The 13,721-nt window shown below is 63.1% G+C and carries 9 protein-coding genes; 6 read left to right on the top strand and 3 right to left on the bottom strand.

The features are described from left to right. The first annotated feature begins 44 nt into the window (after positions 1–44). Genes petA through ACQ5BM_RS21380 form a run of 3 tightly spaced genes read left to right on the top strand, consistent with a single transcriptional unit; the run spans position 45 to position 2,820 of the window. Positions 45–623: a ubiquinol-cytochrome c reductase iron-sulfur subunit gene (gene petA / locus ACQ5BM_RS21390; protein WP_173516657.1), complete on the top strand. Its 579-nt coding sequence runs from the start codon at positions 45–47 to the stop codon at positions 621–623. Positions 624–637: 14 nt separating this feature from the next. Then, the gene (locus tag ACQ5BM_RS21385; protein ID WP_429815572.1) at positions 638–1,918 is read left to right on the top strand and encodes a cytochrome b; all 1,281 of its coding nucleotides are present in this window, start codon (positions 638–640) and stop codon (positions 1,916–1,918) included. A gap of 32 nt (positions 1,919–1,950) precedes the next feature. Then, on the top strand, positions 1,951–2,820 hold the full coding sequence (locus ACQ5BM_RS21380; protein WP_429815569.1) for a cytochrome c1: 870 nt from the start codon (positions 1,951–1,953) through the stop codon (positions 2,818–2,820). A 173-nt stretch (positions 2,821–2,993) separates the two neighbouring features. Here ACQ5BM_RS21380 and ACQ5BM_RS21375 read toward each other — a convergent pair whose 3' ends face one another. Continuing rightward, positions 2,994–3,560, bottom strand: coding sequence for a GrpB family protein (locus ACQ5BM_RS21375; protein WP_429815566.1), 567 nt, complete (start codon positions 3,558–3,560; stop codon positions 2,994–2,996). Between the two features lie 166 nt (positions 3,561–3,726). Here ACQ5BM_RS21375 and ACQ5BM_RS21370 point away from each other — a divergent pair, with 166 nt between their 5' ends. Continuing rightward, entirely contained in the window at positions 3,727–4,110 is a 384-nt protein-coding gene (locus tag ACQ5BM_RS21370) for a hypothetical protein (protein ID WP_429815563.1), read from the top strand. A 326-nt stretch (positions 4,111–4,436) separates the two neighbouring features. Here ACQ5BM_RS21370 and ACQ5BM_RS21365 read toward each other — a convergent pair whose 3' ends face one another. Together ACQ5BM_RS21365 and ACQ5BM_RS21360 are read right to left on the bottom strand one after the other, a co-directional pair. Then, positions 4,437–4,859 (bottom strand): VOC family protein, encoded by a 423-nt coding sequence (locus tag ACQ5BM_RS21365; RefSeq protein WP_429815561.1) that lies wholly within the window; start codon positions 4,857–4,859, stop codon positions 4,437–4,439. A gap of 331 nt (positions 4,860–5,190) precedes the next feature. Beyond that, the gene (locus tag ACQ5BM_RS21360) at positions 5,191–11,826 is read right to left on the bottom strand and encodes a kinesin (RefSeq protein ID WP_429815559.1); all 6,636 of its coding nucleotides are present in this window, start codon (positions 11,824–11,826) and stop codon (positions 5,191–5,193) included. A gap of 539 nt (positions 11,827–12,365) precedes the next feature. Here ACQ5BM_RS21360 and ACQ5BM_RS21355 point away from each other — a divergent pair. Then, positions 12,366–12,734 carry an Hpt domain-containing protein gene (locus ACQ5BM_RS21355; RefSeq protein WP_429815557.1) on the top strand — a complete coding sequence of 123 codons (369 nt, stop codon included), beginning with the start codon at positions 12,366–12,368 and terminating at the stop codon, positions 12,732–12,734. 225 nt (positions 12,735–12,959) lie between these two features. Beyond that, positions 12,960–13,280, top strand: coding sequence for a 2Fe-2S iron-sulfur cluster-binding protein (locus ACQ5BM_RS21350; RefSeq protein ID WP_173516650.1), 321 nt, complete (start codon positions 12,960–12,962; stop codon positions 13,278–13,280). The last annotated feature ends 441 nt before the right edge of the window (positions 13,281–13,721 follow it).

Raw genomic sequence — 13,721 nt, 5'->3', positions numbered from 1 at the left:
GCGGATGCGGTTTCCGCAATATTGCGTGAGAGGATGGTTTAGCCGTGAGCGAACACGACACTTCAAGCGAGGCCTTGGGCGAGCCCACTCGCCGCGATTTCCTTTATCTGGCTACCGGTATGGCAGGCGTCGTCGGCGCCGGTGCTGTCGCTTGGCCGTTCATCGACCAGATGCGTCCGGATGCATCGACGCTCGCGCTCGCCTCGATCGAGGTTGACGTTTCGAGCCTGCAGCCCGGCATGTCGCTGACGGCGAAATGGCGCGGCAAGCCGATCTTCATCCGCAACCGTACGGAGAAGGAAGTCGAAGAGGCAAAGGCCGTCAAGCTCGACGAGCTGAAGGACCCGGTTGCGCGCAATGCCAACCTTCCGGCCGAAGCACAGGCAAGCGACGTCGATCGCTCCGCCGGCGAGGGCAAGGAAAACTGGATCGTCATGATCGGTTCCTGCACCCATCTCGGCTGCGTGCCGCTTGGCCAAGCCGGTGACTTCGGTGGCTGGTTCTGTCCCTGCCACGGTTCGCACTACGATACGGCCGGCCGCATCCGCAAGGGTCCGGCGCCGGAGAACCTTCACGTGCCGACCTTCGCGTTCGTTTCCGACACAGTTATCAAGATCGGTTGAGGGGACTACTGATAATGAGTGCTGAACATTCAACCTACACGCCGACGACTGGCATTGAGAAATGGGTTGATTCCCGTCTGCCGTTGCCGCGTCTCGTTCACGATAGCTTCATCAGCTATCCGGTTCCCCGGAACCTGAATTATGCCTACACCTTCGGTGCCATGCTTTCGGTCATGCTGGTCGTCCAGATCCTGACCGGCATCGTGCTGGCGATGCACTACGGCGCCGACACGGTCGTTGCCTTCAACTCCGTCGAAAAGATCATGCGCGACGTCAACCACGGCTGGCTGCTGCGCTACATGCATGCCAACGGCGCATCCTTCTTCTTCATCGCCGTCTACCTGCACATCGCCCGCGGTCTCTACTACGGCTCCTACAAGGCGCCGCGCGAAATCCTCTGGATCCTTGGCGTGGTCATCTATCTGCTGATGATGGCGACCGGCTTCATGGGCTACGTTCTGCCCTGGGGTCAGATGTCCTTCTGGGGCGCGACCGTTATCACCGGCTTCTTCACCGCATTTCCGCTGGTGGGCGAGTGGATCCAGCAGTTCCTGCTCGGCGGCTTCGCGGTCGACAACCCGACGCTGAACCGTTTCTTCTCGCTGCACTACCTGCTGCCCTTCATGATCGCCGGCGTCGTCGTCCTGCATATCTGGGCGCTGCACGTCACCGGCCAGACCAATCCGACCGGCGTCGAAGTCAAGTCGAAGACCGACACCGTTCCCTTCACGCCCTATGCGACGCTGAAGGATGCGCTCGGCGTCTCCGTCTTCCTGATCGTTTACGCCTGGTTCGTCTTCTACATGCCGAACTTCCTCGGCCACCCGGACAACTACATTCCGGCTGACGCCCTGAAGACGCCTGCCCACATCGTTCCGGAATGGTATTACCTGCCGTTCTACGCGATGCTGCGCGCCATCACCTTCAACATCGGCCCGATCGACTCCAAGCTCGGCGGCGTTCTGGTGATGTTCGGCTCGATCCTCGTCCTGTTCTTCCTGCCCTGGCTCGACACGTCCAAGGTCCGCTCGGCCGTCTACCGTCCGTGGTACAAGCTGTTCTTCTGGATCTTCGTCGCCAACGCCATCATGCTCGGCTGGCTCGGCTCGCGCCCGGCAGAAGGCCTCTACGTCGTGATGTCGCAGATCGGCACGCTGTACTACTTCGGCTTCTTCCTCGTCATCATGCCGGTTCTCGGCCTGATCGAAACGCCGAAGCGCATTCCGAACTCCATCACCGAAGCGGTGCTGGAAAAGAAGAATGCCAAGGCGCAGCCGGCCGCCGCGCGCGCCTGATCAGAACAGCGATTGATAAGGAACCCACAACAATGAAAAAGCTTGTTACAGGCATTCTGTCACTCGCTGTCGTCGCTGGTCTCGGTCTCGGTGCAGCAGTCGCCGAAGAGGCGAAGGGCGGCGAGGAGCATGCCGGCGGTACGCCTCACTATCCGATCCACAAGCCGGAACAGCAGGAATGGAGCTTCGCCGGCCCCTTCGGTCACTATGACAAGGGCCAGCTTCAGCGCGGCCTGAAGGTCTACACCGAAGTCTGTTCGGCATGCCACTCGATGAACCTGGTGGCCTTCCGTACGCTCGAAGACCTCGGCTACTCGGAAGCGCAGGTGAAGGCGTTTGCGGCGAACTACGAAGTTCAGGACGGCCCGAATGCCGAGGGTGAGATGTTCACCCGCAAGGCTCTGCCGTCCGACCACTTCCCGTCGCCCTTTCCGAACAAGGAAGCGGCCGCGGCTGCGAACAACGGTGCAGCGCCGCCGGACTTCTCGCTCATCGCCAAGGCGCGCGGTATCGAGCGCGGTTTCCCGCAGTTCATCTTCGACATGTTCTGGCCCTACCAGGAAGGCGGTCCGGACTACATCCACGCGCTGCTGACCGGCTACCAGGATCCGCCGCAGGGCGTCGAAGTCGCCGAAGGCACGCACTACAACCCGTACTTCGCCAACGCTGCCGCTCTGGCGATGGCCCAGCCGATCTCCAACGACCAGGTCACCTACGACGACGGCACGCCGCAGACGGTCGACCAGTACGCCAAGGACGTCGCCTCGTTCCTGATGTGGGCGGCCGAGCCGCACCTCGAAGAGCGCAAGCGCACCGGCTTCATGGTCATGGTGTTCCTGCTGATCTTCACCGGCCTCGTCTACCTCACGAAGAAGTCGGTCTACGCCAACAAGGAACATTGACCAGATGCCGGCTTAAGCCGGCGCTGATCGAGATCCACCAAGAGGCCCCGGTTCGTCCGGGGCTTTTTCGTTTGGGCAAGGCGCGCTCTAAATCAGGCGCACTGCTGCACGGGAGCGTCGCCGCTGACCCGAACCGAACTCAAGCGTGCTTCACATTGCGTTCGCCCATGCGCCTAAGCGTCGGACGGGCCTGGCATCCAGCCGATTTCTGCCGCCCATCGATCGGCACGCTGAATGATCTCCCACACCCGCTCTGATTTTGCCTCGGAGTAGGCGGCTCTGTCGTGACGGTATCGCAGCGCCAGCACCCGTTTCAGGTCGGCATAGGGGGCGTGTTCATTGACGTGAGCACGCATGTAGTCGCGAAACAGCAGCGTCCACTGCTCCTGCCAGCTTCCCACGCGGCGCATATGGATGTGGGTCCGTTCGTCACCAGGGCGCTCCCGGAAGTAGCGTTTGGTCAGGTCAGCGTTCAGGGGGCGCCAAATGTAGCCAATCGTCGCCATCCGCTCCGCCAAGATTTCGATGGTCGTCAGATCGGCAACAGAAATCTGGATGTCGATGATCGGTTTGGCGGCCAAGCCTCGGATTGCCGTGGAGCCGACATGGTCGATACGCAAAGCATGGTCGCCCAGAGCCCGGCGTATCGCCTCCGCCTTGACAGAGAACTTGTCCGGCCAATCGGGGGACCAATCGCAGATTTCAACCGGTTGTGCGACGTACTGTGGTTCTGTAGCCATTGCGTGAATTGCAGACGCAGCGCTTAGCGATATCAACATCCTCGAAGACTTTGGCTCGCATGTTCTTCCCAGGCGCGCGTTAAGTATGCTTGCAGATTAAGGTTGTGTTTCCTATGTGGAAAAACCTAGAGGATCATGTCTCACAATTCTCAAGGGTTGAAATTCGATGCCTATTTCATTCAGGCCACTTGTGGTGGCCGCAGCGATCGGCTTTGCCTTCGTTCCCGGTATTGCCCAGGCGGAAAGCTATTCCGCACTCGCCAAGCAAGGCTATGCGACAGGCAAGCTCTCTAGGGGCAAGTCCGGCGCCTGGGGCTGGGTCGTTGCGAACGGCGAGAAGAAGTTCTTCTGCCGGCTCAATGTCGCCTCGGCCTATGTCAACAAGAAGGAGATGGTGGGCATCACGGCGAGCGGACAATTGCTCAAACTCAACCGCGCCACTTATGACGCAACGATCGGGGGAGCCGACCCGAACAAGCCCTATTGGAAAGACCTTCAGGCAGGCCGCGTCAAGCCGGTTGACGTCGGCGGCTGTTCCCCTTTGCGCTGAGCGCCGGTCCTGATCGGCTCCGCCCAGCCGCGGGGAGAGGTCTAACGGTCAGGAGATAGCGCGATCACCTCAGGAAGCGTTGATCGTCAGAGCGCTTGTTGTCGCAGCGCTTCAACGGAAGCGGCCAATCACTTTTCTTCCTTGAGACTTGCTTATTTGAAAGCGGCCCTATCACGTGATGGGGCCGTGTCATTCGTCTGATGCGCGCGCCGCTTAACCGGAGCGGTCGACGGCGTGGGTAAGCATCGTACAGACCTTGCCGGTATCTGACGCCAAAGGTCCAGGTGATGGGCTTGTCCGCATCGCTGCGGGCGCCACACGAGCTTTCAATCCGCGACGGTCCATTGCGGATTCCAGGCGATTTCCCAAAGGTGGCCGTCGGGGTCGTGGAAGTAGCCAGAATAGCCGCCCCAGAAACGTTCGCGTGCGCGATCGGTAACGATCGCGCCGGCATCTTCGGCCTGTTTCATGACAGCGTCGACCTCCTGCCTTGAATTGACGATATGTCCGATTGACACGGCGCCGAGGCGCGCCTGCGTCGGGGATATCTTTGCGTCGTTGGCAAGCGAAGCCGCGGGAAAGAGCGCCAGTATCAGGTCGTCGCCCATGTGGAAAAAGACCACTGCGCCGTCCTCGAATTCCTGGCCGATAATTCCCTGCGTCGGAAGCCCCATGCCGTCGCGATAGAAGGCCAGTGACCTTTCAAGGTCGTTTACCGCGAGCGTGAGGACTTTCAGCCGTGGTTTCATACCCGCCTCCCGATCTACTGTTTCCTTTAATCGCAGCCGATTACAGGACAACAACATGCAGCAAATCAAATTGCCGCAGCGACCTTTGCGCGTCCGAAAAGACGCGCGGCGCTGTAGGCGAAGGCGTTGCCGCACAAGCCGCACCAACCCCTACCAGGACATTATAACGGAGGATGGTTGCCTTTTCGCCGGTGGGATCGAGCTCGGGAGCAAGGGGTATGGGCTTAGCCGCCCCGATCAGCACTGCCCCGATCAGGATTGGCATCGTGGGCACGCGAAAACGGCCCCGTTTTGACGGGGCCGTTCACGAGATTCCTTTGACTTTCGCCGCTTAGCTGAAGCGGCCGGCGGCGTGGGCGAGCATCGTGTAGACCTTGCCGGTATCCGACGTCAGGTAGGTCTGGGTGATGCGCTTGTCCGGGTCGTTGCGGGCAACGTCGGCGAGCAGCTTCTCGAAGTCGGCGATGTAGCGGTCGACGGCGGTACGGAACTCCGGCTCGCGGTCGTACTTACGCTTGATCTCGTCGAAGGTCTGCTGGCCCTTCAGCGTGTAGAGGCGACGGGTGAAGACGTCGCGCTCGCCGCGCTGGTAACGGCGCCACAGTTCGACCGAGGCATCGTGATCGATGGCGCGGGCGATGTCGACCGACAGCGAGTTCAGCGACTCGACGACGTGGCGCGGATTGCGGCTGTCGCCGGTGCGGGCCGCAGGCTGCGCTTCGGCCGGGCGCTGCGGCGCCGGCGAGGGCGCCTCTTCGCGCGATGCCGCACGCAGCAGATCGCGCATCCAGCCACCACCTTCAGCAACCTCGCTGGTCACCGCCTGCGACGGAGCGGGCTGGCGAATGGCCGGCTGCTCGATGCCGAGGCTTCCGCGCAGCGCCGGGGCCGGTTCCTGCCGGGCCGGCTGCTGCACTACGGGCTGTTGAGCGACCGGCTGAGGCTGAGCGACCGGCTGCTGCGGCTGGGGCGCAGGCTGCTGCTGCACCGGACGAGAGACCGGAGCGGCGGGCTGCTGACGCAGCGGCTGGGCGACTTCGAGCTGCGTCGAGGACTTGCCGATGATGTCGGACAGTTCCTGCAGCGCCTTGATCTGTTCGCCGACGGCGCGACGCATGACCGCCGCATTTTCCTTTGCCTCTTCCGGCAGGTCGAAGGCACCGCGCTTCAGTTCTTCGCGGGTCATGTCGAGTTCCTTGCGGATCTCGCCGGCCGAGCGACGGATTTCGTCGGTGGCACCGCTGAAGCGGCCAATCGCCTCGTCGATCGCCACGCGAACCGCGTCGCGCAGTTGGCCTGCAACGCCGTCGGACTTCTTGCCGCTCTCGGCGAGCATGCGCTCGATGTCGGACACCGAGGCCGCGACGCTGCCGCGCAGACGCGAGGCCACTTCCTTGGAGCGTTCCTCGGCATTGGCGAAGGCGCCTTCGATCGATGCACCGGCATCTTCGCCGATTTTGGCGATCGCCTGGCGCAGGGCTTCCGACGCGCCGAGCGCACGGCCCTCGACCGAAGAGAGCGTCTTGTTGACGTCGGCAAACGAGGTCTCGACGCCGGAGCGAAGCGTATCGGCGATCTGGCGCGAGCGCTCCTCGGCTCGGCTGAAGACCTGCTCGACCGACGCACCGGCTTCGTCGCCGGCCTGGGCGAGCGTGTTGCGCAGCGCTTCGGCAGCCTCGGCCGCGCGCTGTTCGGCGCTGGTTAGCAGGCGACCAACATCCGAGAAGGATTGCTGAATACCGCTGCGCAGGTTGCCGGCAACGAGGCCCGACCGCTCTTCGGCGCGCTGGAAGGCGCCATCGACGAAGCCTTCGAGCGCACGCATGGTCCGTTCGATCTCTTCCGAGCGCTGGACGAGGCCGACCGAAAGGGTGCGCAGCGCATCCTGCCGCTCCTCGAGCGTGCTGACGAGGTTCGATTGGGCAGCAGCAAGCAGGTCGGACGCCTGGCTCAGCACCTTCGAGTGATCCTCGAAGCGGCCGACGATGCCGCCGATCTGCGACAGGGTCGAGGCGGAAATGTCGGAAAGCTTGTCGACCTTGCCTTCGATCAGGCGGGTCGAGGTCGACAGCATGTCGGAGGCCTGACGGGTCGATTCGGATACGCGGGCGATCGTCGATTCCAGACGCTGGTCCATTTCGCCGAGGTTGTTGCTCGCCTGGTCGATAACCGTGGCGATCGCGGCGTTGTTGTTGGCGAGCTGGTCGATCAGGCCCATGGCGGTGGACTGCAGACGGTTCTCGACCATCTTCATCGCCTTTGCCGTTTCTTCGGCGCGGTGCGAGATCGCGTTCAGCGTTTCGCCGGTGCGCTCGGCAATGGCGTTGACGAGGGCGGCGTTTTCCGCACGCAGGCGGTCGGCGCTTTCCTGGGTCATGGCGGCAATGCGCTCGGCGGCCTCGCGGCCGGTCGCGGCATATTGGTCGATGACCGGCCGCGCCTGCTCGTCGATCAGGCGCGACAGTTCCAGCGAACGGCCGGCGAGCATCGAGTTGAGCTCGCGGGTGCGGTCGTCGAGCGTGTTGCGGATCGCTTCGCCACGGGCTTCGAGCGCCTTCTCGGTGCTGGCGAGGCCCTGGTGAATGTTGTCCGCGTGGCTGGCGATCTGGCTGTGCGTGGCCGCCAGCCGTGCCGTTACCGTATCGGCCGCGTCGGCGATCGAACGGGCAAGATCGGCGTGACGCGCTGCGGTGGCAGCAGCCTTCTGCTCGATCGTATCGGCAAGCTCCGCATGGCGGGCGGCGGTTGCCGCTGCCGTCTGGTCGATCGTGTTGGCAAACTCGGCCTGGCGGGCGGCAAGCGCCGAGGCGAAATCGTCGCCGGCCCTGGAGAGGAGCTCGGCGGAGCGTGCCGCTTCCGCGTCGATCTCCCGAGCGACATCGCTGACGGCGCCGCGAAGCGTGGTCGCGAGGCCTGCAGCCTTGCCTTCGATGCGTGCGGCCTCTGCGTCGAGCTCCTGGGCGACATCGCCGACCGCGCCGCGAAGCGTGGTCGCAAGCCCAGCAGCCTTGCCTTCGAAGCGCGCGGCTTCGGCGTCGAGTTCCTGGGCGACATCGCCGACCGCGCCACGAAGCGTGGTGACGAGACCGGCGGCCTTGTCCTCGATGCGGACGGCTTCCGCGTCGAACTCCTGGGCCACGTCGCCAACGGCGCTGCGCAGATTGCTGACGAGATCGCTGGTCTTGCCTTCGAGGCGGGAGGCTTCCGCGTCCAGATCCTGCGTTGCTTCGTTGACAGCACCGCGCAGGCTGCTGACGAGCACGGCGGCCTTGCCCTCGATCGTGCGGTTGACGTTTTCAAGGCCGATGTTGAGGGCACGATCCATGGTGCCGAGGCGCTCGGCGATGTGCTCGGCACCAGCTTCGATGGCGCCGGTGATCCGGCTTGCCGCCATCTCGCTCATGCGATCGATGTCGCCCGCCCGGTCGCCGAGGCTGTTGGCGATCCGCTGGCCGGCGCCATCGACGATCTCGTTGACGCTGCCGACGCTGTCGCGGACGCGTTCCTCAAGCGAGCTGAGGCTGACTTCCAGGCGCAGGCCGGTATCGTCGACCAGGGCGTTGACGTCGTTGACGCTACCGCGGATGCGATCCTGCAGGGCACCAAGGCTGTTTTCGATGAGCGTGCCGGTGTCGCCGACGACCGAGCCGACGCTGCTGACGCTGCCACGGATCCGATCTTCCAGCGCATTGAGGCCGCTTTCGACGCGGGCCGCGGCATCGTCGACGACGGAGCCGACATTGGCAACGCTGCCGCGGATGCGGTTTTCAAGCGCGCCGAGATTGCTTTCGATGCGGGCGCCGGTGTCGTCGACAACCGTGCCGACATTGCCGACGGTGTTGCGAATGCGATCTTCGAGCACGCCGACGCGGGTTTCGATATGCATGCCCGTTTCGTCGACGATCGAGCCGATGTTGCCGGCGCTTTCGCGCATGCGCTCCTCGAGAGAGCCAAGGCTCGTCTCGATGCGCAGGCCGGTATCGTCGAGGCGGTCGTTGATGCCGTTGATCGACATGTCGACGCGGTTGGTCAGGCTGTCGGCCGCCAGGCTGATCTGATTGGCGGTTTCGGCCAGGCGCTCGGCAATATTGCCGGTTGTCGAGCGCATGCGGGCTTCGAGCGCTTCGCCGCTGCGATCGATGACGCCGGCAAGCGCAGACTGGCGCTCATCCAGCGACATTTCGAGCATGCTGGCGCTGGTGGCAAGCGTTGTGGCGATTGCGGTCGACTGATCGGCCAGCATGCCTTCGAGCTGATCGCGGCCCTGGCCGACGGCGAGGTTGATGGCGTCGATGCGGTCGTCCAGCGTGGCGCGGATCTGTTCGTGCGTCGACGACAGGGTATCGCGCAGGTGCTCGGCGCGGCCGCTCAGCGTCTGCTCGATTTCGGCTGCTTTGCCCGCGAGCGAAGCGGTCGCTTCGGTCGTGCGTGCCGTCAGGGCATCGGCGATGTGCGCGCTGGTCTCGGTCAGCGTGTCGGAGATCTTGCCGACGCGGTCGCTGAGGTCCTCGGCAATGCGGGCGCTCGTCTGGGTGAGGGTGTCGGAGATCTGGTTGACGCGGCCGCCGAGGTTTTCGGCGATCGTGTTGACGCTCTCGGAAAGCTTCTGCTCGATATCGCCGACGCGGTCGGTCATGGTTTCGGCGACGGCCGTCGCGCGGAACGTCAGGCTGTCGGCCACGTCTTCGGCGTGGCGGCTCAGCGTGTTGGCCATTTCATTGGCGCGAGACGACATCGTCGAGGTGATGGCGGCGGCACGTTCGGCGAGCACGCCATCGAGGGCCGAGGTCTGGCTCGTGAGCGCTTCGGAGATCGCTTCGCCACGTTCGGACAGAACGCGCTCCAGCCGGTCGGCTGTGCCGCTGACGGCGTTGTCGATCGAGTCGGCGCCCATGGACAGGATGGTCGAAAGGGCGAGCGTGCGCTCGGAGAGCGTGTTGTCCAGGCGGTGCTGGCTGGCAGCGATCGCGCTGGTAATCTCGTCGGTCGAGCCGCTGAGCGTCTGTTCGATGCGGGCGTGGGCGGCGTGCAGGCCGTCGACGAAGGCGGCGGTGCGGGTATCCAGTCCCTCGGTCAGGCGCTGTTCGCTGGTGGTGAGCGCGCTTGCGAGCGCGTCGGCGCGCTGGCCGAAGCCGTTCTCGATGCGCTCCTGCGCCTGCGAGAGGGCGCCCATGAGGCCGCTGGTCTTCTCGGAGAGAACGGCATCGATGCGGCTGTGGGCATCGCCGACCAGGTTGCTGAGTTCCGAGGTGCGGCTGGCGAGCGTCTCCTCGATGAAGTCCTGGGTCGCGCCGAGCGTCGTCGCCAGCGTCAGCGACTGATCGGAGAGGGCGGAGCCGATCTTCTCGATGCTGCTGTCGAGCGCGCCGCCGATCGCTTCCGAGCCGCCGGAGACGGTCTCGTTGATGCGGTGCAGGCTTTCCATGAGCTTGGTGTCGAGCATGCTGGCACGCTTGTCGAAGGCGGAAGCAAACTCGTGGAAGCGCTCGTCGAAGGCGGTCGCGAGCTGGCCGACGGTGGTCTGCAGCTTCTCTTCGAAGAAGCCGCCGCGCAGGTCCAGATCCATGATCGCATCGTCGGCGCTGGAGCGCAGGCTCTGGCGGAAGCTTGCGCCTTTCTCGTCAAGCGTGGCGTTGAGCGAGGCGAGGACGTCATCGAGGCCGCCGGTGATCGCCTGCTGGCCGACGCTGAGGCTTTCATTCAGGTCACGCGTGCGGGCGATCAGCGTCTCGTTGAGCTGGCGCGCACGGTCGTTGAGCGCCGCGTTCAGCCGCTCGGTGCTGGCGTCGAGCGAGGAGGCCCGTGTCTCGAACTGGCTGAGCAGGTCTTCGCCGCGCTTCGTCAGCGTCTCGCTCAACTGGTCAAGCCGGGTATCGAATTCGGTGCTGAGGCCAAGGCCGGCCGCAGTCAGGCCGGAAAGCAGCGCATCCGTGCGGGACGACAGCATGGTGCCGATCGACTGCAGGGCGCTGTCGGACTTTTCGCTGAGGGCTGCGGCGCGCGTGTCGATCAGCGAGGCGAAGGCTTCGCCCGAAATGGCAATGCGCGAGGCGATGTCGTCGCTCGCCTGTTCCAGGTCGTCCTTCAGCTTGCTGTGGGCGCCCGATATCGCCGAGCGGATACGCTCCGAATGACCGATGATCGCTTCGCGCTCGAGGCCGAGTTCCTGGACCAGCGTGCGGACGCGCAGTTCGTTTTCGCTGTAGCTGCGCTCGAGCGCGTTGACTTCCGAATGCACCAGCGTTTCGAGCTCGGTGGCGCGCGCGATCGTGCGCTCGATACCCTCGTTCATGGCCGAGACTTCGCGGCGAACGGCCTGGCCGACGGTCATGACGCGGTCGGCCGCAGCCGTTTCGGGCTCTGCGAGGCGCAGCGCGACCTCGGCCATGGACCGGGCGGCGTTGCGCAGTTCCTGCGCACGGGCGATCATGATGGCGAAGGAGAAGAAGAGCATGACCGGCAGCAGGATGCCGATCGCGACGCCAATGGCGCCCGGCGTCGCAGCGAGATCGCTCAGCGAGCGGATCTGCCAGATTTGCGGCCCATAGAGCAGGTTGGCAATGCCGAGGCCGGCGATGGCCCAGATGACCGACACCAACGCAGCAACCCGGATCGCGGCGCGATTGGAGCGCACGTCAAGCGCGCGCAGCATCGCAGCCGGCGATCGACGACCGTCGTCGTTGGCGGCGGAAAGGGCAGGGGATTTCGGCGCAGGTTCCGGTGCGAGCGTCTTGGCCGCTTCGGCACCACGCGCGGCGCGGGATGACTCCGGTTGAGACTTCGCTCTTTTATTCTGATCGGGCGCGTGCGCCTGATTTCCGGGCTGAGACACATTTTCCTCCGGATCATCCAAGGAAGTCTTGTCGTTCGGGCTCGAGTTAAGCTCGTCGAAATCGATCTTCAGGGCAGCTTCCAAAGCCTGGAAGGCCTTTTCGTCGATTGACTCATTGCTCTTTTTCGTCGCCATAGGGATACGCCTCATTACCTTTTGCCAGCGACAACACTGCCAGCGCTCGCGCACAACGGGCGGGCCGGATTTCTTCCTCGCGGGCTGTGACGGCAAGATACGCGCATCGGATCTACGCAATACCCTACTGATCACACACTGCATTGCCTCGACGGATAGTCACATTTGTGGCCGAAAGGGACCACGTGTTGAGCTTATCCACCGGAACGGTTGCCATTTTCGTACGTAGGCAAGTTCCTAAGCGTATCGTAGTGACACATTAGCTGGGTTCTTACAATTAAGAGCGCTCGGGCTTAGTTAAAATCCTAATGAAATCTTAATGCGATAACCGTGCCAAAGCCAGAAAATATAAGGAAATCAGCCGGTTTAACGGCCGTTAACCATTTTCCCAGATTCCTGCCCATATTGCGCCCCGATTTAAGCTGATAGCAGCCCGCACCCGCAAAGGATGAGTATCTGAGTTTGCGCGTGTAGGTGGCCTCGACATGGCGACACCGAAAGCAAGACCAACATACAATAAACAATAGGGAATTTGGCTCATGGCGGCCCTCAGGATTGCCTTCGAAGCTCCGGACACTCCGGGAAACTCTGCCGCTGCCGGCAGGAAGCCGATCGACTTCGCCCATCTTGCGGCGCAGACGATGGGCGACAAGGCGCTGGAAATCGAAGTGCTGCAACTTTTTGCGCGCCAGGCGCGTCAGGTCATGAAAGAGATCGTGGAGGGCGAGAGCACGCTTCGCGCTCAGGCCGCCCACCGGCTGAAAGGTGCGGCGCTTGCGGTTGGCGCGGTCGACGTCGCCAGCATTGCCGGCGCGATCGAGCAAAACCCGGCAGACGCATCGCTTTCCGACAGGCTTTCGGCCGCCGTGCTCGAGGCCGAGCTCTTCATATTGAAGCTTTGCCGCTAATCCAGCGGCCCGATGGGGCGAGCGGAAGCGGAGAACGCATCCCAACCGCCCCACATTTCAAGATTGCGGCCTCGCGCCTTGGCGCGCGAGGCGCGGACTGACGGCCGTTGTTGACTGGCCGGCGGATTTGTTGGAAGAACTTCCACTGAATTTGCGCCCGAGCGGCGTGCGTTCTGAAAAGGCTTTGCGCCTTGCCAGTCCCAGCAGTTCATTCCGGAAAGAGACATGACAAAACTTACGATCGTTGCCTTTGACGGCGCGCGCCATGAACTTGATGTCGAAAACGGCTCGACGGTCATGGAAAACGCCGTTCGCAATTCGGTTCCCGGCATCGAAGCCGAATGCGGCGGAGCCTGCGCCTGCGCGACCTGTCATGTCTATGTCGACGATGCCTGGGCGGCGGCCGTCGGCGCTCCGGAAGCCATGGAAGAAGACATGCTGGATTTTGCCTATGACGTCCGGCCGACGTCGCGGCTTTCCTGTCAGATCAAGATGAACGATGCACTCGACGGTCTCGTCGTGCATGTGCCGGAGCGTCAGGCGTAAATCGCGCCGCGATCTTTCGGAATCGCGCCTTGAGTTCTTGATATTTCGCATGTCGTAGTCGCAAGACCGCTGCGTATTTGCACGCGACATGCGCTCCACGCCGCCCAGCGCGCCTTTCCAGTTCTTGATTGACGCACAAAAAAAGCGCCTCGCCGGTCGTTGGACAAGCGAGGCGAGGAGGGCGCATCGCTAACAGATGAGGGAGGGGACATCTGCAGCACCAAGACACGCCAGGAGAACCCATTTTGGCCCCGCTGTTCGGTTTTCTTCTTTTTAATATTGAACAACGTCGCCTAAACTAAAGTAACGGCAACATTTAAGCTCTTCGCACAACTACTGCGCCGCGCTTAACCCGCTCGTTCAGCGGAGGCTAGTCTTTACCCTGGCCCCTCGCTCGATGGTTTCAATATAGATGAGTCGGTGGCCGGCAGCCATCGTTAT

Origin of the sequence: Ensifer sp. B1-9, assembly GCF_050474445.1 — a bacterium.
Taxonomy (GTDB): domain Bacteria; phylum Pseudomonadota; class Alphaproteobacteria; order Rhizobiales; family Rhizobiaceae; genus Ensifer.
Note: the sequence above shows the minus strand (reverse complement) of the source record. Positions and strands in the feature narration are given on the sequence as shown.